The sequence below is a fragment of the Bacillus swezeyi genome (assembly GCF_030908325.1).
GTDB classification, from domain to species: Bacteria; Bacillota; Bacilli; order Bacillales; family Bacillaceae; genus Bacillus; species Bacillus swezeyi.
Genome location: NZ_CP133085.1, coordinates 2,431,882 through 2,450,337, shown reverse-complemented (window position 1 = coordinate 2,450,337; position 18,456 = coordinate 2,431,882). Strand labels below are relative to the sequence as shown.

Here is an 18,456-nt window from a genome sequence, read left to right as displayed (position 1 = left end):
TCATTGAGTTTTGCTTTTATTCCATTATAATAAACACAACGAACATTAATCAACACGATGTTCATTTATATTCAGCGAAGGAGATTTGTCTTATGAAATTACGAAAAGAAAAACTTGTCATACTGGCACCGCTTATCGTATTGCTGGTGACTATGGTTTTTTCACTTACGTTGATTCCATCCGTTCACCCAACGCCGAAAAATCTGCCGATTGCCATCGTAAATGAAGATCAGGGGGTGGAATTGCCAGGACAGGGAAAAATAAATGTGGGAGCCGACATTGTTCTTCAAATAAAGAATTCCCAACAAGCTGAAGAGTCAGCGGTCAAGTGGATAGAAGTCAAAAATGAGAAAAACGTGCGTGAAGAGCTCAACGAGCGAAAGTATTATGCTGCACTGATCATTCCAAAAAATTTCAGCCGAAAACAATCATCATTTCTAACAGCGCACCCGGCTGGAGCTGAGGTGAAGGTCTTGATCAACCAAGGTGCAAACACAATGGCAGCGAATACAGCAGGACAAATGTTGAATCAAATCGTTGAAAACATCAATCAACGTGTCAGGGAAGATACGTTGGCAGCACTTGAAAAGCAAGGTGCGGCACTCAATGTGCAGCAGGCAGGTGCATTGGCGTCCCCCATCAGCAAAAAGACAGAAAATGTGAATGAAACCGGAGCGTACAGTTCAAATGGAAATGCACCGGTCTCATTGGTTCAGCCGCTTTGGATGGCGAGTATAGCAGGTGCTCTGCTTATGTTCACAGCTGTAAGAAAAATACAAGTCTCAAACCGGACCGAAGCGCTCTTGTCTCGACTGCTGCAAGTACTGATCGGTGCCGTGCTTGCGTTCACTGCCGGCTATGGCCTTGTGTGGATCGCCAGTGAATGGGTAGGTATGAACATTCCGCAATTTCATGATACGGCATTGTTTATCACGGTCTGTTATTTCTGTTTCTATTTAATGGTTGCTGCCGTAACAGCTTGGGTGGGATTTTCCGGAGCCGGAATGTTCGGTCTTCTTTTCTTCTTTGGAACCCCGCTATTAACAATGGCCCCTGAATTGATGCCGGCTTTATATCGCGACTGGCTCTACTCTTGGCTGCCGATGCGGTTTGCCTCAGAAGGGCTCAGGGATCTGCTGTTCTTTGATAAAGGTTTGAGCATGAATCAGCCTGTTACAGTTTTGCTGTCGATCGCGTCTGTGAGTTTTTTGGTCCTGCTGGCTTCCGTTTTGAAACGCCGGAATCTCTCTAAGAAAGCAGGAGAAAGGATTTCATATGAGGGGGGAGCAAGATGAAAAAATATGTCTTGAACTTTCATGAAATTGACAAAGACCAATTGTCTGAAGCCGGTGGAAAAGGGGCAAATCTCGGGGAAATGACAAAAGCGGGCTTGCCCGTTCCCCATGGCTTTTGCGTGTCAACATTTGCTTACCGTATGTTTATCAAAAACAGCAGGGAGATGGACCGCCTCTTCGATCAGCTTGATTCTCTTAAATATGATGATTTAGAACAGATTCGATTAATAGGGAAACGCATTCGGGAACATCTTGCTTTCATGTCGATGCCTGAGGAAATTCAAGCGGCGATTTTAAAGGCTCTTAATCAAACAGGCAAAGATAAAGCTTATGCCGTCCGCTCCAGTGCGACGGCTGAGGACTTGCCGACGGCTTCATTTGCCGGACAGCAGGATACCTATTTGAATGTCTGCGGACCGGAGCAGCTTCTCAAAGCCGTCCAAAATTGCTGGGCATCATTATTTACTGACAGGGCGATTTCCTACCGGATGAAAAACGGTTTTGACCATCGCACCGTTTTTCTTGCGGTTGTTGTTCAAGAAATGGTATTTCCCGACGTTTCCGGTATTATGTTCACGGCCGATCCGATCACAGGGCACCGCAAAACCATTTCCATCGACGCCAGCTTCGGATTGGGAGAAGCCCTGGTATCCGGATTGGTCACGGCTGATCTGTATCAGATTCAGGCAGGGGACATCATCCATAAACAAATTTCAAAGAAAGAAGCGGCAATATATTCTTTACCCGAAGGCGGCACCGTCACGAAAGAACTCCCTCACGAAAAACAAGAATTACAGGCTCTGCCGGATGAACAAATTTGCGAGCTGGCGAAGCTGGGCCAAAAAATCGAGGCCCATTACGGGCAAGAGCAAGACATTGAATGGGCTTTTGCCGACGGCCGGCTTTATATTCTTCAAAGCCGGCCGATTACATCTTTATATCCGGTGCCATCTATCTCTGATGATAAGCTGCATGTATTGATTAATCTCGGCTATATCCAAATGATGACCGATTCGATGAAGCCTTTGGGCATATCCGTTTTAAGCCGCATCCCCGACTTTTTAAAGAAAGACCCGACAGACCCGTCCATTACACGTGAGGCAGGGGGAAGGGCCTTTATTGATATTACCGGCGCTCTTGCAATCAAACCCATTCAAAAAAGGGTGCTGAAGGTATTACATGGTATGGATCAATTGATGGCAACCGCTGTGTCTGAAGCCGTGAAACGTGAAGAGTTCATACATCAAACCATGCGGAAACCGAAGGTGTTAGGCATAGCCAAAACATTGGCGCCGATTTTCATTCCGGCAGCTTTAAAAGTTGCCGGGAACCTATATATCAAAGATCCGGGAAAAGCCGAAAAACAAGCCGGGTACTTCATTGAACGAACCGTCAGGGAAACAGCCGAAAAACTCAAGGAGACTTCCGGTGCAGAGACGATTCGCCTGATTCAGCAAGACATGGGAAATATGCTTCCTCATGTGGTTTTTAAAGTTGCAGTGTATTTTTTAACCGGAGTGGTTTCATCTGGATATCTCGAAAAAAAGCTAAAAAACAAGGTTGGTGATGAACAAAGTACGGTTTTGCTAAGCAAATTGTATAAATCTTTGCCTCACAATGTGACAACCGAAATGGGGCTGGCGCTGGGCGATCTCTCTGATCAGGCAAGGCGGCATCCTGAGGTGATCCGCTATTTGCAGCAGGCAGACAGCACGGGTTTTGCCGAAGGGCTGACGGAGATTCCAGGAGGTGCATCGTTCAAACAAAAGCTGGACCATTTTATGGGACGATACGGGATGCGGTGCGTCGGAGAAATCGATATCACAAAGCCGAGATGGTCTGAAGACCCCGCCCAGCTCGCACCTTTGATCCTCAGCAACATTCAAACAGCCGGCGCGGGAGACCACAGAAAAAAATACAAACAAGGTGAAAGGGAGGCGGAGCAGGCGGAAAGAGAGATCGTTTCTCAATTTTCTTTCCCGCAAAAAAGATACATTTCACGGCTCGTCCGCGTCTACCGCAGCCTAATGGGAATGCGCGAGCATCATAAGTTCACATTGGTACAGCTTATGTTTCTCTATAAAAAAGCCATTTTAAAAGAAGCCCGGAGCCTTGTTCAAAAAGGAATCCTAGAAGATGAGGCAGATGTATTTTATTTTACCTTGGAGGAACTCATCGCATTGTTAGAAAGCCGTGAAATCGGATGTATTCAAGCCATTTTAGAAACAAGAAAACGGCAGCATGAGCTAAATCAAAAACTAAAATCCCCTCGTGTGATGACGAGTAAAGGGGAGGTTATCACAGGGAAACTTCACAATGCGAAAAGTCCTGAAGGGGCGCTCTTAGGTACACCGGTTTCTGCAGGAGTTATCGAAGGAAAAGCAAGAGTCATCACCAGACTGGAGGATGCAAAGCTGAATCCGGGTGACATTTTAGTGGCGCCTTATACAGATCCCGGATGGACGCCGCTCTTTACGTCAGCGGTCGGGCTGATTACGGAAGTGGGCGGAATGATGACCCACGGTTCGGTTGTCGCCAGGGAGTATGGCATTCCGGCAGTTGTCGGAATTGAAAAAGCTACTGAAATCATCAAGGAAGGCGCTTATATAAGAGTGGATGGAACGAATGGTTTTGTCCAAATTCTAGAAGTCGATGGAACCTGAGTATAAAGGACTTTTTCGGCGTTGGCCGCCAATACGATGGTGCAATCCCCGGTTCCCAGCCATTTCCCACAGGTTGTCTGCAATCCGCGGGAAGCTTTCCTAGAGCTCTGTGGTCAGCTATCTTAGAAAAACCTTGATTCCAGCGGCCAAGCTGCGGCGGCCGTGATCCCTGTCCTGATGTCTTTGATGCGGAGAAATGGACTCGTCCATTTGTTTCTCGCCGCGAATGCCGTTTTGGGGCTGTTTGCCGGTCTGCAGTACAAAGTTCGGCTAACTAAAAAAGCCAGCCTCAAAAATCAGGCTGACTTAAATCTTGTATTACCAGCTTGCTTTTTTCACGCCGGGAATCTGGCCTTTATAGGCAAGTTCGCGGAAGCAAATCCGGCAAAGCTTAAACTTGCGAATTACAGAATGCGGTCTGCCGCAGCGTTCACAGCGTGTGTATTCGCGCACTTTAAACTTTTGATCTCGTTTTTGTTTGACGATCATTGCGGTTTTAGCCATTGTTTTTTCCTCCTTTTATGGTTTTAATTTATATCAATAAAGGTATTTGATTTCTTTAAACAATTTATTATAACAGACTTGTTTGTTTTTGTAAATATATTGAAGAAACTGTCCGGCTGCATAAAATATTTGGCAGACCGACTTTTCTTTGTTAGACTGAAATCGTTTTTTATCCGGCAAAAATGTCTGAATGAATAAGACCGAAAAACGTAAGAGTCGACCATGTCCGCCAAGAAATCCCCTTATCAGTATCCAAATCTATCAAAAAAGACCTATTTTCCTTGTCTTGATGATCAATCTATACCATCCAATATATTGTCTCGCTTTGATTGTGATGATTTCGATTGATCAGAAAATAAATGGTTTGCATCATTATGATATGAAGAAAAATTTGTATACTTAACTTGTGGAGAAAGGGGGGAGCAAGAGGAAACTTGATTCGACTCCGTACCGTTTTTTGTCTATTCATTCTGACACTCTGTTTGACTAAATGATATGAGGAGGAACTAGAGGAAGAAGAAAACGATTACACTTTTCATTTCTTTCATGATCGGATCGTCTGCTCTTCCGCCTTTTGTTCAAGCTCTGTTTCAGCTTCACCCGCTTTGACTTAAACCATCGAGCCGTAAATGCGGCGGCTGTCAGCCTCAACGTTCATGTTGACGTGCTCGGCATTGCCAACTCCATAAGGGATGAAACGCGAATCGAAGCGAATTTGTTAAAAATATGATGGAATCGATCTTTTATTCTGCAGGACAGAGATATCATGTCATCGTTTTTAATCTAAGCAAAACTAGAGATCGTTTTGATGGCGTCAAATTTTACGGTTCTGCCGTTCTGAACGGAGTGGTTTACGGCATCTTGGTATTTGAAAGCGTGAATTTACAAATAAAGGAGACGATGGTTGGGATATCAGCCTTAAGATGATGTGAAAAGCGTGCAGTCTCACCTGGCTGCACGCCTTTTCTAATCGATAGAGATCCGCTTACTTTTGGCTGAGTGCGATTTTCAGTCCGATCAGTGCAAATAGAGATCCTTGAATCAAGTGAATCTTTTGAGAGATGGCGGAACTCTTGCGCAAAACATTCCCCACTTTTTCTGCAAAAATGCTGATGATGATAAAGATGGCCAGCGCTTGAATCAAAAATAACATGCCGTAAATGAGCATTTGCTTCGCTGCTTGACCAGCTCCATCATCAACAAATTGCGGAAGGAAGGCAAGAAAAAATAAAGAAACCTTTGGATTTAAAAGATTCATTATAACGCCTTTTTGATATAGCAATGTGCAGCTTAATGCAGGTTGATCACCGAGATCAAATCCTGAACTTTTTTCCCGAAAAGACTTATAAGCCAAAAACAGTAAATAAGCTGCTCCAGCATACTTAACGAAAGCAAACGCCAGGGCTGATTGATAAATAACTGCTGAAATCCCGCCTGCTGCAGCCGCAATGTGAACAATTAACCCTGTACAAAGCCCGCAAGCCGTTGATATCCCCGCATATTTGCCCTTTGACATGCTTTGCGCCAAAACGAAAAGATTATCCGGCCCGGGCATGAGGGTAAGCAATATGGACGCACCCAAAAAAGTAATGATCGCTGTAAAATCCACCATCGTCACTCCATTTCTAATACCTTGCGTTTTGTGCCATTATAACATGAGCGATCATTCCGAAATAGGACGGAAGAAAGGGCGCTCAATGCATAATTTTAGTTTTTTGCATTAGTACAAGTTTCCATGATTCAGCATAGATTAATAGTGAAGAAAGAAACCAAAGGAAGGGAGAACTTATTTATGTATGATTGCAAACCACGTGTGCTCCAGCCAATTGTGCACCCTACCAGGTACTGTGAGGACCATAGATTCTCTAAAACAATCGTTCCTCATATTCACCCGCAGCATACAAAAAAAGTGGACCACCATAAGTATGAGCACGTTCATTACTATCCGCACACTTATTCGAGCTATAAACCGGTTTCACATGACCATTCTTATTGCGGAAAACCTTGCTGCAGATAAATACAGTCATCGTTTAAGCATGACCTTTCTTTGATAAAAGGCCATCAAAAGTTGTCCTTTACGGAGCTTTTAGTGGCTTTTTTTAATTGGAGCATCTTCCTTAGGATAAACCGCCGCCCTATGATGAATGAAAGGATCTATGTTTTGAGCCGTCCTGATTGACTGCGGGCCGCTGCCATGCCGGGCAAAACATTAAATAGACATTCACCTATGTGTATCAGCTTGCGTATCTTAGTGTTAAAGACTCTTTATGGAGGAAACGAGATGGGATATTTTGTTCATGTCGAAACAGGAGTCAAATTATATGTGGAGGATATCAATCCTGAAAGCAGCAAGGCCATCGTTTTTTTACATGGCTGGCCGTTAAGCCATAAACAGTTTGAGTATCAGTTTAATGTTCTTCCGGCAAAAGGATACCGATGCATAGGAATTGACTGGAGAGGATTCGGCAATTCGGATAAACCGATGAACGGCTATTATTATAACCGGCTGGCGGATGATATCCGTGCTGCAGTTGGTGCGCTTCAATTAGATAACTTTACACTCGTCGGCCATTCCACAGGCGGAGCCATCGCGATTCGGTATATGTCCCGACACAATGGCTATGGAGTATCTAAACTTATTCTGGTAGATGCTGCAGCTCCCATTGGCTTTACAGAAGAGACAGCTGATCAATTGCTCCATGAAGCATCAAATGACCGTCCGAAAATGATGCGTGATGTAACCGACACCTTTTTCTTTCAGTATATAACAGAACCATTTTCAGATTGGTTTGTTCAATTGGGATTGCAGGCAGCAGGCTGGTCGACCAAGTCCGTTATCATGATGCTGAGAGATGAAAAGCTGTATCATGATCTGCCAAAAATATCTGCTCCTGCTTTAATCGTGCACGGCATTCATGATCAAGTGATTCCATTTGCACAAGCTCAGGAGCTCAATCAAAAAATCAAAAACTCACAGCTTGTTCCATTTCAATACAGCGGCCACGGTCTATTTTGGGAAGAACGTGAAAAGTTCAACCGGATTTTGACACAATTTGTTGGTTGATCATTCTGTACATGAAAAAGGTTTGCAGGAATCGTTTTAAGCACTGATTTAGTGCTTTTTTATTTGTTTACAAGAGGGGCCTTTTGTGATGTAAATGGCTTTCTCAAAAAGGATAGTCTCCAAAAAATTCAGTGCTGTAATCGAGATAACCCCAAAGAAAAAGGCCTTTTTAAGGGCCCTTTCTACGTATTCAACAACATGGGGGAGGATCGTCATTTTAATAAAACATATAACGGAGGAGTCATATGTTATGTTCTCTCCATATTGTTTTTCCGAGAGTGTTGGGATCATACGTCTTGCTCTTCTGCACTTCTCAAAAGAAGATAGGTTTCGCAAAGTATTCATTAATAGCCGCCATATCCGCCAGCCCAGCTAGCGCCGATAATGATTAAAAGAATGAACAAAACAACAATTAATGCAAAGCTTGTTCCGTAACCTCCGCTCATGCAGTTTCACCTCCCTAAAAGAGACATGGTTCATTCTATGTCAAATGAGAGGGTTTGGTATGGATGATTGATTGAGATTCTCAGGAAATAGTTGGATAATCAAACTGTGCTGGATGCTTTAACAAAAGCTAATAACCTTGATTTTCTGTTATTTAAACACCATTGTCTTTGATCATTTCCTTTGTATTAAAAAATGAAAAAAATACAAAGGTTAAAGTGAAAGGAGATGATCATTGGGAAAAAATCATTTTAATGGTGTTTTTCTGTTTTTCACTAAGTGCAATATCAGTAGCAGATGCCGGACAAAAACAACACGACGAGACAAAAGTTTCCCAACAAATCTTTGATCGTTTTATGCATCAGCTTTTTAGTAAAGAAATATTAGAAAATGTTAGGGGGTATTATAAAGATAATACAATGTCCGTTACCATTCAAAATGGTGTTGAGTTATCAGAAGACAGCAAAGGGGACTACATAATCAAATTCACTGTGCTGCCTCATTCAAAACGCTCAAAGATGTCAGAAACAGATACCATAACTTTCAGAGTGAACCCATTCATTTTGGCAACTGATAAAAAAGAAAGTGCGATCACATTCCTAAACCTTCACCATAACGATCCAACAAAACAAAGCAGATAAACTCATCGGCAATTGATATAGTACTTTTTTTGACCATGCAAATGACTTTTCATACAAAACGGCTAAGATTTACGCTGGGCAAAAAATCCGTGTGAAAAAGGGCTAAATGGCTTCTATTTCATGTTTAGCTCTCCTTCTGACTCACATTCCAGTCGATCAATCGCTTCCACGATTTCAACTTTTTCAGCAATTTTCCCTTCTCGTAGTTGGTATTATGTTGCCAAGTAGATTTTTCGCCATTTATCACACTTTTCTCCCGTCGTCAGGCTGTCCATATGTGAAAAATACCGACCTGATAGGCCTGAATAAGTATCATAAAAGCAAGATCACAAAAAGAAGCATTTCGAAGAGAGCCCAAATCGATCGGCTCTTTTTTTTCGTGTGTTTTTAAATAGGGTGTGTCAAGCAATGAAAAAGAAAGTCCTAAGCTGTTTTCACCATCAATATAGGATTTTCGAATCCAATGGGTGATGTAAAATACTATCTTCAGATCAGTGACTTGAAAAAAATGGGATGGATAAGATTTGAAAAGTAATTCACTCTACAATTAGATACAGTATTTGTAAATCAAGGAGGAAGATAACATGACTGTCATCAATCAGGTCAAACAAGCCTTAGCTAGTCTGAAAAGTGCCCAGGCCAGCCTAGAAACATTTTCTTTAAGCACTGATAACCAGGAAGCTAAGCAACTTTATCAACAAGCTGCTCAACAAACTCAGACTATTGTTGATTCAATTGAACCGCGCGTACAGCAAATTGAACAAGAAGAACCGCAATATAAACAACAGTAGGCATTTTAAAAAAGGTTGGTGAAACTGAACCAGCCTTTTTCCTGAAAGGACGGTGATGTGGATGAAGATTCTTTACAAATATCTCCCTATAGCAGTGTTTTTAATTGTTATCAATACCATAACCCATGGTTGTCAGCAAGCAAATGAAAACGGCAATCAAAACAAGCCGATGGCGGTTCGGCATGTTCATGTTCAAAATGAGAAAACCAATCAAACAGCAGCCAATAAAGCAAAGGATCAATTGTTGAAAAAAGAGGAAGTTACGGAAGTCAGAGGAGCCAACAGTGAAAAGGATTTAGTCCTTGCCGTTCAGGTCGAACAATTTGATCGTTTTCGGCTGAAAAACATTGAAAAACAGACCAAAGCAGCGCTAAAAAAAGATTTTCCCGATCACAGCATTGACATTTCGACAGATCAAAAAATCTTTTGGGAGTTAGACAAATTAGAAAAACAGCTTGAAAACAAAAAAATCAGTGACAAAAAACTGAAGAAAAAGCTGGGGAAAATAAAAAAATTGATGAAAGAAAAGCCTTAAGAGGTGGTCAAATGGCTGATCAAAAAAAGAAAGAATTAACGCCGGTTATGCAGGAATACCAACAATTTGCAAAAGAGCGGGAAGTCAAGCGGCCTGTTTTGAAAAATTGTTTGAATGCTTTTATAACAGGCGGAATCATTTGTTTAGTCGGACAAGCGATTCAAACGTTTTATATGTATTACTTTAATTTCACAACCTTGACGGCCGGTAATCCAACGGTTGCAACGATGATCTTTATCTCCATGCTGCTAACCGGGTTTGGGATTTATGACCGCATCGCACAATTTGGAGGAGCTGGATCAGCCGTACCTGTAACTGGGTTTGGAAACGCGGTGATTTCTGCAGCGATTGAACATCGCACTGAAGGATTTGTACTAGGCGTAGGCGGAAATATGTTCAAGCTGGCCGGGTCTGTCATTATGTTTGGTGTCTTCTCGGCATTTGTGTTCGCTACGATCAAAACCATCCTCATCCAATGGGGGGGACTGTGATGCTTTCAGGGCACCGTACATGGATTTTTGACCATCGACCGGTTATTGTCGCAACCGGAACAGTAGGGGGGCCGTTTGAAGGGAACGGCAAAATCCCGGATGACTTCGACCTTTTGCACAATGATATCTGGCTGAATCAAGATTCTTTTGAAAAAGCCCAGCAGGTTCTGTTGGAAGATGCCTGTGAAACGGTGATCAAAAAGGCGAACATCCAAAAAGATCAGGTGCAGTTTTTTCTCGGCGGGGATTTGATTAATCAAATCACTCCGACAAGCTTTGCTGCAAAAACGCTGGGGGCCCCTTATATCGGGCTGTTTGGAGCGTGTTCGACTTCCATGGAAGGTTTGGCTTTGGGCGCCTTTCTTGTGAACCATAAGGGAGCAGACTGTTTGTTGACTGGGGCTGTTAGTCATAATGCGGCAGTTGAAAAACAATTCCGCTATCCAACAGAATATGGCTCGCAAAAGCCGCCTACCTCGCAATGGACCGTTACAGCTGCCGGTGTCGCACTGTTAAAGAATAAAGGAGACGGTCCTGTGGTGACCTCTGCAACGATCGGCAGAATTATCGATATGGGCTTGACAGATCCTTTTAATATGGGCGGTGCGATGGCGCCAGCTGCCGTAGATACGATTGAAACTCATTTAAAAGAACGCGGTGTCGATCCTTCCTATTATGATGTCATCGCAACAGGCGATCTCGGACACATCGGAAGGGAAATTGCCTTGGATTTATTCAAAAAACACGAGACATCAATTAGTGAAACACAATTTCAGGATTGCGGCTTAATGATTTATAGGGAAGGGCAGCCTGTACTTGCCGGGGGAAGCGGAGCGGGATGCTCAGCAGCTGTTACATACGGGCATTTATTGAACCGGATGAAAAAAGGTGAATTCAAGCGTCTTCTTGTCGTTGCAACTGGAGCGTTATTATCACCATTATCATATCAGCAAAAAGAGACGATACCTTGTATTGCCCATGCTGTTTCAATTGAGCTCGGAGGTGAAGATAGGTGATCTTTTTTTGGGCATTTGTTGTCGGGGGACTCATATGTGTCGTCGGCCAAATTATGTTTGATGTGTTTAAGCTTACGCCTGCCCACACGCTGTCGACTCTCGTTGTCATTGGAGCTTTGTTGGATGCGTTTGGACTTTATGAACCATTTATTGATTTTGCAGGAGCCGGAGCAACTGTACCGATCGTCAGTTTTGGGAATCAGCTTTTTCATGGGGCGATGGAAGAAGCAAACCAATACGGCCTAATCGGAGTCATCACCGGCATGTTTAAAGTCACGAGTTCCGGTATTTCGGCTGCGGTTATTTTTGGGCTGATTGGAGCCCTTCTATTTAAGCCAAAAGGATAAGGAGGTTTTAAAAATGACAGTTGGCGCTCAGGTGAAACAATGTCTAGCCAGTCTTAAAAGTATAGAAGCAGGCCTATCGACTTTAGCACTGAAATCCAAGGATGAAGAAGCAAAACGCCTTTTTCATGAAACCATGATGATGAGCGAAGAAGTCATTTTAGATCTCAAAAAACGGGTCGGCGAGCTTGAACGAGAGGAATACCAATACAAAGGGTTCTGATTTGGAATTTATTTTTATGGCAGGAGGGATCAATGTGCCTGATTGGCTGGAAGTTGTCGTACGCTCTATTATTTTTGTGACCGTTCTGTTCGTCATGACGAAAATGCTGGGAAAAAGACAATTGGCAGAGCTTTCAGTTTTTGAATATATCGCGGGAATTACCATCGGGGGCATTACATCCGAGGTTGTCATGGGGCTTGAAAGAAGCATTATTAACGCTATTCTCGCTATCGTTATTTTTTCATCCGTTCCTTTTTTGGTGGAGTGGATCTCATTAAAAAATAAAAAAATGCGTGATTTTCTTGAAGGAACGGGTACGGTTTTTATTAAAGACGGAAAAATCATGGAAGAAAATTTAAAAAAAGAGAAATACTCGGCAGATGAGCTGTTGGAGCTTTTGCGAAAAAAGAATGTTTTTAATGTTTCTGATGTGCAATTTGCCATCCTTGAACAAAGCGGTGATTTGAATGTGCTGCTTAAAAAAGAACACAGACCGGTTACACTGAAGGATCTGCAGATGTCTTACCAATCAGAGAAAGAGCCGCAAACCGTGATCATGGACGGAGAAATTTTGGACGAACCGCTATCGCTAGCCGGATTGAATCGCCGCTGGCTGCACGAAGAGCTTGACAAGTTAGGCGTTACAAAGGAAAACGTGTTTCTTGGCCAAGTGGACTCAGATGGGCAATTAACCGTGGATCTGTACGATGATCAAATAAAAGTTCCGACGCCTCAGGAAAAACCGTTATTATTGGCAACGATTAAAAAATGCCAGGCCGATTTGGAACTGTTTGCTCTCGCCACTGACTCAAAAGCGGCTAAAGCGATGTATGCCCAAAACGCAAGCAAACTAAACGATATGCTGCAAAAACTTGAGCCTGTTTTACATGATTAATGGCTGCTAGTTCTGATCATCGACATCTTTTGTGTTGATGGTGAACGAATGATCGGTATCTCTGACAGAAGCGTAAAATACATCTTGGATTCGACCATATCCCTTTGCCTTTAGTTCGTTTTTTAACCATTTTTCGTCCTTGTTCAATAATTTTAAATTTTGTCTTTGGACTTTTCCTTCAATCACGACAGCAATCGGCAGTCCGCTGTATTCGGTTTTGATATGTAAATCCTTACGCGTAACCGGAACCAGCTCTTTCTTAGGTAAAATGCTGATTTCCCCATTTGCCTCTAATATTGCATATTCAATATCCTTAATATCGGGGTATCCAGAAGCCCTTAGATTTGACAATAGTTCAGCTAATGAATACCTGCTCTTCTTTAGATTATGATATATAATTTTGCTGTGTTTAACCAGAATCGTCGGCCGCCCGATAATAAAGCTGTTAAGCCAATTGAATAAGCTTAATCTTGAAATCAGAAGATGAACGCTTGTTATGACAACCATACCAACGATGCCTTCTTTCACTCCATCAATTTTAATCGGGCCAAAAGCTAAATAAGCTAAAAAGATAATAGCTCCGAAATCGTAAGGGGTGAGCTGTGCCAGTGCAGATTTCCCCAAAAGCTTAACCGCCAAAATAAACACTAAAAATAAAAGAATTAACTTAAAAACAAACACTTTAACACCTCATTTCAACAGTACTAAATATGCCCTCATTGTGGGATGAATAAAAGAAAAAAATCAGTTTTTCAATAAACTTTTACAAAGACGACGATTTTTGGAAATATGTACTGAAACATACCAACATAACAATGCGTATTTGGTGAAAATTAAATGGTGAAGTGAATCTTTTATGTTAAGGAAGTGAGGAAAATTGAATTTTCAGTGGATGACGGCTCTGTTTAGAAATAGAGATCTTCTATTTGGCAGAAGAAGAAACAGGGGAACCATGTGGATGACTTTATTAGGCCTGGGAATTAGTCTAGCTGCATTTCTGTTCAGAAGGAATGGAAACAAAAACAACCCCGTGCAAAATATAATGAAAAACTTTAACCAAAAAACAAATTCACCAAATGTTGCTTCTTCGCTCGTTAATGAATTTTCAAATGAATTAACACCGAACCAAAATGCGTTTAACAACAAGAAGAACTAACGGAAGCGGAATTACAACAAGAGCCGCCTTTAAAAAAGGGGCTCTTTCTCTTACCCGATCTTTAGAAAGGGGATGAAAAGAGACATTTTCCCACAATCCACCTCCAACTGTCAGGAAATCGGTGATCGGGCTGATTTTAGCTCGCCAGTTTCAGTGAAAATTTATTTCGTCCGTTGGGAAGGTTTGATGAATTGCACATCTTCTAAAGTCCGACAAATTATAGTTGAATGAGCTGAATCAACACATTTAAAAGAAAAAGGCTCTTTTTTAAAAAAAGGCCTTTTTATTATGCAATCATAACATGGGGAGGAGGTCAAAATAGGTTATGGAAGAATGGAGGGTGCGCTTACATCATTTAACAAGGTATAAGGAATGCCGCTCCTGTACTTCTCTAATTAAAAACCGCCTCCAAAACCACCACCATATCCGCCAGCCCAGCTAGCGCCAATAATAATTAAAAGAATGAACAGAACAACAATTAAAGCAAACCCTGTTCCGTAACCTCCGCTCATGCAGTTCACCTCCCTAAAAGAGACATGGTTTATCCTATGTCAAATAATAGGTTTAGTATAGATGATTGATTGAGATTCTCCGGAAATGGTTGGATAACCAATCCATGACGATCGAGGCATTGAAAAACCGTGCTCATTAAAAAAGCGGCCGGTAAGGTCTCCTAAGGCGCTGATTTGATTTCGGATGGAAAATGCTCTGCAAAACCTGAGCCCATCCCTGTAAGAAGCTTGCTGGCGTGCCATATGAATGTGTACATGCCGGGAATTGAAATTTTTCATCATGCAATTGCGCTGGCCATTGCTTTTGCAGGGAGATTGTTTTATACGCTCAATCAAAACGATGACATTCCCATGCTTTTGCGATTTTGCTATACTTTTTTATAAGAAAACCATTCAAGTTCCCTGGTAATGGAAATTGCGGACTGCAAAAGATACAAAAGGAACACCGGCTGATCCAGCTGCTGGTGAAAACAATTGCGCAAAAGAGAGAGGTAGAATGATGAAAAGAAAAATCATTTTTTTAGGGATGATTGCTGCAAGCATGTTTCCGGCCACTTCAGCATTCGCAGCCGAGGTGCAGTCATTTGGATGGAAAACACTTGCAGATGATCAACAGACTATTTCAAAAGAGGGAAACATGACTGGAGATTACAAATCAGACGGAGGCAATTATAGGATATGTGTTTTTCATATTAGAAGTGGAAATACAATGACGGTAAGTCTTTACGAAAGTGATCCCGAGTTGCCTTTAGATCGTGTAGGAAACAGAAAATACATTGCTGCACCAGGCGGCTGTGCCACATGGACCAACTTAAACAGCTGGATTGACGGCTCAAATAAAAAAGCAGAATTTAATGCGAAAATCGATTCTGAAACTGGACGTGACTCCGTGCAAGTGAAAGTTCAGGATTAGGGCACAGCAGGCTGGCAGTTGCAAAAAATCACTATTTTCTCAAGAAGGAATGAGAAAATAGTGATTTTGATACTTTTTCACCTGGTCTTTGGCAATCTCCCGTTACTTGATTTCGATCGCCGAAGCCTTGTTGTCCCAATCCGAAGCCATATTAGCAGTTTTACCATACCAGTCGGAATGTCTAAACAAGACTCCTTTGCCATACCCTTGTGATGAAGTATGCTCCCACAACGTCGTCGAATAGCTTGAAGAAGGTGACGCCGTACTTAAGGAGGAAATTCTGTCATTCCAGCTGGAAGGCAGGTTTTTAAACCCGTCTCTCCAATAAATATACTGCCCGCCTTTATTTTTATACTCATAGAAATCGGTGCAGCAAGGACCGCTGGCCATCGGCGTGAATTTGTTTTGAAGTCTCTGTTTATCTTTTTCGATAAATGCCTCTAAAGTCACCTTGCTCGTAAAACCATACGCCAACAAATCGCCCTTATTATTCTGTTTAGGCAGAACCATCGTTACTTTTATGCTTTTGTTGGATTTGTTATTTACTTTGGTCTGAGAATTCATATCTTTTCCATCCACAGTTACATAGTGAAACGATTTGATCGTATAATCATTCGGCTTGCCATCGCTTACATTTGTTGATGCAGCGCTTGCCGGCAATCCAGACATCAAACAGGCTGCTGCAACGATACCCATCCCTATTGTTTTTTTGAACTTTATTTTAAACATATGACAACACTTCCTCTCTTCATTTTCCTATTATTCAATAGGATGGAAAGATAATAGCATGAATAGAATAAAAATGATGTCTTTTTTTTGCAAAAAAAGATTAAATTTTCAAAACGAATATTCAATTGGCAGTCACTAAAAGATAAAATCAAATCGGCATGGCCGTCAATTTTACACTTATAATAATTCCTCAAACCCTTGATATACAAAGGTTTTATCCAATAGGCCCTTCCATTTCAAACTTGATTATTTTTGCAGTGATCAAAATTGAAGCTCTGCCTGAAGGGCTTAGGATAACAAAATAGGAGGATTTAAAATGGAACGAGAAAATGATGTATCATTATGGATTGGTAGTATTCAAACTGTTGATAAATTAAATGAATACGTTGAATTACCTTACGATGAAGAAGAAGGTGATTTCCTTCCATCTCCGTTTTTAAAAGATTTTTGATGATTTAGATGAAGATTTTATCGAAAAGGTTGTTCATGACCAAAATAAAGAATTTCTGCCCGAATTAATAGGTGGTTGCTCTTATGGTGAAATCATTTTATCTCGTTTTGAAGCGATTCAAGGAAAACGACTCCTGAAAAATATAAACGCTGTTATTTTACTTTATAACTTTGATTATGAAGGAAAAAGAAACGAATTTGTTAACAATGGTTATACTTTTAAATTTGTAGGATCTGTTCCATATGTTTGAAAATAATATCTAACAATATAATGATCAATTACTCGTTTTAACACTTAGCACTTAATCTCTGATTGAGTGCTTTTTTATGTTTAAAACCCGAGAAAAATTCGACAAAAAGGGGGATAAAATAGGGGAGTTTTTATATTCCATTTTGTCATAAGATAGAGACAAGAAAGACGAACATTAATATCGAGTCCAAGACGGAGAGTCTACGGACACTGATCTTTTGCACATTGATGTTGCGCCGCTTGCGGATGTATGGTGGGACTGGAAGCAAGATCAAGACGCAGAAGCGGTGCTGCTGGAAAAGCAAGAAACCGAGGCGACGGCTGAAGAAGAATCTCTCGGCGAAAAATGACAGTCAGGATGACCAGGAAGATGAGGAACATGGCGCTGCATGACCCAAAACCGTGGCAATTGTGGTTTCGCATAAAGGATGGATAAGCCGTCCACCTCTATGACTCTGAAATTAGCCAATAAAAAAGCCGAAGCAAATTGCCACGGTCAATAAGTAAATCCCAACATATTTATTTACAGGGGGCGACCTGCTTGGTTAGAAGAGGGAAAGAAGTAAACGTTCTAACTTTAAGGAAAAGTGACTCTCCTTGTGCTTGATAGACAAAATGACAAGGTGAAAAATATGATGCTGTAGAACATGGTTCTACTGTTGTCGAAACAATAAAAGGTAAGATTTTCAGGGTCAGATTTGATGATTACGAACTTTTTTAAAATGGAGAGATCAAGATTGAGAAAAATAATGATGTCAGGGGTGGTTGTCGGAATAAGGGCCACAGGACTCTTTGCATCAATAGGAACAGCCGGCACACTAGAAATCAATATACTGCCCGAGTCTATCCGGATGCGAGCACGTACACTTTAAGGGCTTCTTCCGTCGACTTTGAAGATTCAGAAGAAGGGTGGTTCATAGCTTTACTATACTGACCATATCTATAAATAGACAAGCAGCGGTTTATATAGTGAGGAAGGGCGGCGGGGTCCTTTAAATCTTCCACCCCCCATTAAAAAATTTAGTGTGCCGTCTGTAAGAAGAAAATTAGGCAGCGAAATCTATATGTCCGGGTGTTCTGTTATAAGGATTCAAAAAAAATCCGAATTATGGAAGATATTTAAGTAAGAGGGTTTCTGCCCCTCTGGATTGAGAGGGAATGATATGAAGTCAATAAAATCAATCACCGTTAATTCAAATACCTATATTGTGGGTGAACCATGCCACCCGCCAGGATTTAAAGATGGTGCTACCGTTATGAAGATTACAGAAAAAAACAAGTTTTTTGGATTGATTAGTGGCTTTGTTGTCCACTTTGATACGAAAGCAGAGCTACATATTCATTCGGGTGATGTCATTGTCCACTGGGGTCTGAAGACGGATAAGACATGAATGAAAACATTGTCAGGAATCGAGGATAATCGTGAAGCACTGGTCGTTACGTCTTCATTTTTTAATTAGCCAAGTTAAACATAAATGTGTAGGTGATTTATCTCTTATCAAAAAAATGTAAAAAGAACCCGCTTAAACAAGTGGGTTTT

The 18,456-nt window shown here is 41.5% G+C and carries 24 protein-coding genes and 2 pseudogenes; 20 read left to right on the top strand and 6 right to left on the bottom strand.

Going from position 1 to position 18,456, the window contains the following annotated elements:
• Positions 1-92 precede the first annotated feature (92 nt).
• Positions 93-1,295 (top strand): YhgE/Pip domain-containing protein, encoded by a 1,203-nt coding sequence (locus RBH91_RS11915; RefSeq protein WP_307891736.1) that lies wholly within the window; start codon positions 93-95, stop codon positions 1,293-1,295.
• A complete protein-coding gene (locus tag RBH91_RS11910) occupies positions 1,292-3,958 on the top strand; it encodes a phosphoenolpyruvate synthase (protein WP_307891735.1) in 2,667 nt (888 codons plus the stop codon). Before RBH91_RS11915 ends, RBH91_RS11910 begins: the two co-directional genes overlap by 4 nt.
• A 318-nt stretch (positions 3,959-4,276) precedes the next feature.
• On the opposite strand, the gene RBH91_RS11905 is transcribed toward RBH91_RS11910, so the two are convergent.
• A complete protein-coding gene (locus RBH91_RS11905; RefSeq protein ID WP_026587450.1) occupies positions 4,277-4,462 on the bottom strand; it encodes a type Z 30S ribosomal protein S14 in 186 nt (61 codons plus the stop codon).
• Positions 4,463-5,096: 634 nt separating this feature from the next.
• On the opposite strand from RBH91_RS11905, the pseudogene RBH91_RS11900 reads away from it, so the two are divergent.
• Positions 5,097-5,394 (top strand): annotated as a pseudogene (locus RBH91_RS11900) (stress response protein YvgO); the annotation flags it as partial.
• Positions 5,395-5,447: 53 nt separating this feature from the next.
• Here RBH91_RS11900 and RBH91_RS11895 read toward each other — a convergent pair.
• Positions 5,448-6,071, bottom strand: coding sequence for a LysE family translocator (locus RBH91_RS11895; RefSeq protein ID WP_307891734.1), 624 nt, complete (start codon positions 6,069-6,071; stop codon positions 5,448-5,450).
• Positions 6,072-6,254: 183 nt separating this feature from the next.
• Between RBH91_RS11895 and RBH91_RS11890 the strand changes: the two genes are divergently transcribed.
• Together RBH91_RS11890 and RBH91_RS11885 are read left to right on the top strand one after the other, a co-directional pair.
• Entirely contained in the window at positions 6,255-6,479 is a 225-nt protein-coding gene (locus tag RBH91_RS11890) for a CotD family spore coat protein (protein WP_076764141.1), read from the top strand.
• A 264-nt stretch (positions 6,480-6,743) separates the two neighbouring features.
• Entirely contained in the window at positions 6,744-7,526 is a 783-nt protein-coding gene (locus RBH91_RS11885; RefSeq protein ID WP_307891733.1) for an alpha/beta fold hydrolase, read from the top strand.
• A gap of 344 nt (positions 7,527-7,870) precedes the next feature.
• Here RBH91_RS11885 and RBH91_RS11880 read toward each other — a convergent pair whose 3' ends face one another.
• Positions 7,871-7,972, bottom strand: a complete 102-nt coding sequence (locus tag RBH91_RS11880; protein WP_307891732.1) for a YjcZ family sporulation protein — start codon at positions 7,970-7,972, stop codon at positions 7,871-7,873.
• A 216-nt stretch (positions 7,973-8,188) separates the two neighbouring features.
• Here RBH91_RS11880 and RBH91_RS11875 point away from each other — a divergent pair, with 216 nt between their 5' ends.
• From RBH91_RS11875 to RBH91_RS11840, 8 genes are all read left to right on the top strand, one after another.
• Positions 8,189-8,611 (top strand): hypothetical protein, encoded by a 423-nt coding sequence (locus tag RBH91_RS11875; RefSeq protein WP_307891731.1) that lies wholly within the window; start codon positions 8,189-8,191, stop codon positions 8,609-8,611.
• Positions 8,612-9,195: 584 nt separating this feature from the next.
• Positions 9,196-9,402 carry a DUF1657 domain-containing protein gene (locus RBH91_RS11870; protein WP_148957680.1) on the top strand — a complete coding sequence of 69 codons (207 nt, stop codon included), beginning with the start codon at positions 9,196-9,198 and terminating at the stop codon, positions 9,400-9,402.
• Between the two features lie 61 nt (positions 9,403-9,463).
• The gene (locus tag RBH91_RS11865) at positions 9,464-9,937 is read left to right on the top strand and encodes a YhcN/YlaJ family sporulation lipoprotein (protein ID WP_307891730.1); all 474 of its coding nucleotides are present in this window, start codon (positions 9,464-9,466) and stop codon (positions 9,935-9,937) included.
• 11 nt (positions 9,938-9,948) lie between these two features.
• Positions 9,949-10,428 carry a stage V sporulation protein AC gene (gene spoVAC / locus RBH91_RS11860; RefSeq protein ID WP_307891729.1) on the top strand — a complete coding sequence of 160 codons (480 nt, stop codon included), beginning with the start codon at positions 9,949-9,951 and terminating at the stop codon, positions 10,426-10,428.
• Positions 10,428-11,444, top strand: coding sequence for a stage V sporulation protein AD (gene spoVAD, locus RBH91_RS11855; protein WP_307891728.1), 1,017 nt, complete (start codon positions 10,428-10,430; stop codon positions 11,442-11,444). The genes spoVAC and spoVAD overlap by 1 nt, the downstream gene beginning before the upstream one ends.
• Positions 11,441-11,791 carry a stage V sporulation protein AE gene (spoVAE, locus tag RBH91_RS11850; RefSeq protein WP_307891727.1) on the top strand — a complete coding sequence of 117 codons (351 nt, stop codon included), beginning with the start codon at positions 11,441-11,443 and terminating at the stop codon, positions 11,789-11,791. Before spoVAD ends, spoVAE begins: the two co-directional genes overlap by 4 nt.
• Before the next feature lie 13 nt (positions 11,792-11,804).
• Positions 11,805-12,011 carry a DUF1657 domain-containing protein gene (locus RBH91_RS11845; protein ID WP_076764157.1) on the top strand — a complete coding sequence of 69 codons (207 nt, stop codon included), beginning with the start codon at positions 11,805-11,807 and terminating at the stop codon, positions 12,009-12,011.
• Between the two features lie 34 nt (positions 12,012-12,045).
• Positions 12,046-12,906 carry a DUF421 domain-containing protein gene (locus RBH91_RS11840; protein WP_307891726.1) on the top strand — a complete coding sequence of 287 codons (861 nt, stop codon included), beginning with the start codon at positions 12,046-12,048 and terminating at the stop codon, positions 12,904-12,906.
• A 6-nt stretch (positions 12,907-12,912) separates the two neighbouring features.
• Here RBH91_RS11840 and RBH91_RS11835 read toward each other — a convergent pair whose 3' ends face one another.
• The gene (locus RBH91_RS11835) at positions 12,913-13,587 is read right to left on the bottom strand and encodes a DUF421 domain-containing protein (RefSeq protein WP_307891725.1); all 675 of its coding nucleotides are present in this window, start codon (positions 13,585-13,587) and stop codon (positions 12,913-12,915) included.
• Positions 13,588-13,783: 196 nt separating this feature from the next.
• On the opposite strand from RBH91_RS11835, the gene RBH91_RS11830 reads away from it, so the two are divergent.
• On the top strand, positions 13,784-14,062 hold the full coding sequence (locus tag RBH91_RS11830; protein ID WP_307891724.1) for a hypothetical protein: 279 nt from the start codon (positions 13,784-13,786) through the stop codon (positions 14,060-14,062).
• 395 nt (positions 14,063-14,457) lie between these two features.
• On the opposite strand, the gene RBH91_RS11825 is transcribed toward RBH91_RS11830, so the two are convergent.
• Positions 14,458-14,574, bottom strand: coding sequence for a YjcZ family sporulation protein (locus tag RBH91_RS11825; RefSeq protein WP_307891723.1), 117 nt, complete (start codon positions 14,572-14,574; stop codon positions 14,458-14,460).
• A 499-nt stretch (positions 14,575-15,073) separates the two neighbouring features.
• On the opposite strand from RBH91_RS11825, the gene RBH91_RS11820 reads away from it, so the two are divergent.
• Entirely contained in the window at positions 15,074-15,487 is a 414-nt protein-coding gene (locus RBH91_RS11820) for a hypothetical protein (protein WP_307891722.1), read from the top strand.
• Positions 15,488-15,589: 102 nt separating this feature from the next.
• Here RBH91_RS11820 and RBH91_RS11815 read toward each other — a convergent pair whose 3' ends face one another.
• Positions 15,590-16,216 (bottom strand): hypothetical protein, encoded by a 627-nt coding sequence (locus RBH91_RS11815; protein ID WP_307891721.1) that lies wholly within the window; start codon positions 16,214-16,216, stop codon positions 15,590-15,592.
• A gap of 316 nt (positions 16,217-16,532) precedes the next feature.
• Here RBH91_RS11815 and RBH91_RS11810 point away from each other — a divergent pair, with 316 nt between their 5' ends.
• The 5 genes and pseudogenes from RBH91_RS11810 to RBH91_RS11795 all read left to right on the top strand — a co-directional run bounded on the left by RBH91_RS11810 (position 16,533) and on the right by RBH91_RS11795 (position 18,307).
• Positions 16,533-16,667, top strand: coding sequence for an immunity 22 family protein (locus RBH91_RS11810; RefSeq protein WP_275667418.1), 135 nt, complete (start codon positions 16,533-16,535; stop codon positions 16,665-16,667).
• The gene (locus tag RBH91_RS11805) at positions 16,660-16,917 is read left to right on the top strand and encodes an immunity 22 family protein (RefSeq protein ID WP_307894724.1); all 258 of its coding nucleotides are present in this window, start codon (positions 16,660-16,662) and stop codon (positions 16,915-16,917) included. The genes RBH91_RS11810 and RBH91_RS11805 overlap by 8 nt, the downstream gene beginning before the upstream one ends.
• A 217-nt stretch (positions 16,918-17,134) precedes the next feature.
• Positions 17,135-17,266: a hypothetical protein gene (locus tag RBH91_RS11800; protein ID WP_307891719.1), complete on the top strand. Its 132-nt coding sequence runs from the start codon at positions 17,135-17,137 to the stop codon at positions 17,264-17,266.
• A gap of 296 nt (positions 17,267-17,562) precedes the next feature.
• A pseudogene (locus RBH91_RS22705) lies at positions 17,563-17,637 on the top strand (XtrA/YqaO family protein); the annotation flags it as partial.
• 442 nt (positions 17,638-18,079) lie between these two features.
• On the top strand, positions 18,080-18,307 hold the full coding sequence (locus tag RBH91_RS11795) for a hypothetical protein (RefSeq protein WP_307891718.1): 228 nt from the start codon (positions 18,080-18,082) through the stop codon (positions 18,305-18,307).
• Positions 18,308-18,456 lie beyond the last annotated feature (149 nt).

Bases quoted from the DNA above. Each gene is read 5' to 3' on its own strand.
- RBH91_RS11915 (WP_307891736.1), top strand. From the start codon at position 93: ATGAAATTACGAAAAGAAAAACTTGTCATACTGGCACCGCTTATCGTA.
- RBH91_RS11910 (WP_307891735.1), top strand. From the start codon at position 1,292: ATGAAAAAATATGTCTTGAACTTTCATGAAATTGACAAAGACCAATTG.
- RBH91_RS11905 (WP_026587450.1), bottom strand. From the start codon at position 4,462: ATGGCTAAAACCGCAATGATCGTCAAACAAAAACGAGATCAAAAGTTT.
- RBH91_RS11890 (WP_076764141.1), top strand. From the start codon at position 6,255: ATGTATGATTGCAAACCACGTGTGCTCCAGCCAATTGTGCACCCTACC.
- RBH91_RS11885 (WP_307891733.1), top strand. From the start codon at position 6,744: ATGGGATATTTTGTTCATGTCGAAACAGGAGTCAAATTATATGTGGAG.
- RBH91_RS11880 (WP_307891732.1), bottom strand. From the start codon at position 7,972: ATGAGCGGAGGTTACGGAACAAGCTTTGCATTAATTGTTGTTTTGTTC.
- RBH91_RS11870 (WP_148957680.1), top strand. From the start codon at position 9,196: ATGACTGTCATCAATCAGGTCAAACAAGCCTTAGCTAGTCTGAAAAGT.
- RBH91_RS11865 (WP_307891730.1), top strand. From the start codon at position 9,464: ATGAAGATTCTTTACAAATATCTCCCTATAGCAGTGTTTTTAATTGTT.
- spoVAC (WP_307891729.1), top strand. From the start codon at position 9,949: ATGGCTGATCAAAAAAAGAAAGAATTAACGCCGGTTATGCAGGAATAC.
- spoVAD (WP_307891728.1), top strand. From the start codon at position 10,428: ATGCTTTCAGGGCACCGTACATGGATTTTTGACCATCGACCGGTTATT.
- RBH91_RS11845 (WP_076764157.1), top strand. From the start codon at position 11,805: ATGACAGTTGGCGCTCAGGTGAAACAATGTCTAGCCAGTCTTAAAAGT.
- RBH91_RS11825 (WP_307891723.1), bottom strand. From the start codon at position 14,574: ATGAGCGGAGGTTACGGAACAGGGTTTGCTTTAATTGTTGTTCTGTTC.
- RBH91_RS11820 (WP_307891722.1), top strand. From the start codon at position 15,074: ATGAAAAGAAAAATCATTTTTTTAGGGATGATTGCTGCAAGCATGTTT.
- RBH91_RS11815 (WP_307891721.1), bottom strand. From the start codon at position 16,216: ATGTTTAAAATAAAGTTCAAAAAAACAATAGGGATGGGTATCGTTGCA.
- RBH91_RS11810 (WP_275667418.1), top strand. From the start codon at position 16,533: ATGGAACGAGAAAATGATGTATCATTATGGATTGGTAGTATTCAAACT.
- RBH91_RS11795 (WP_307891718.1), top strand. From the start codon at position 18,080: ATGAAGTCAATAAAATCAATCACCGTTAATTCAAATACCTATATTGTG.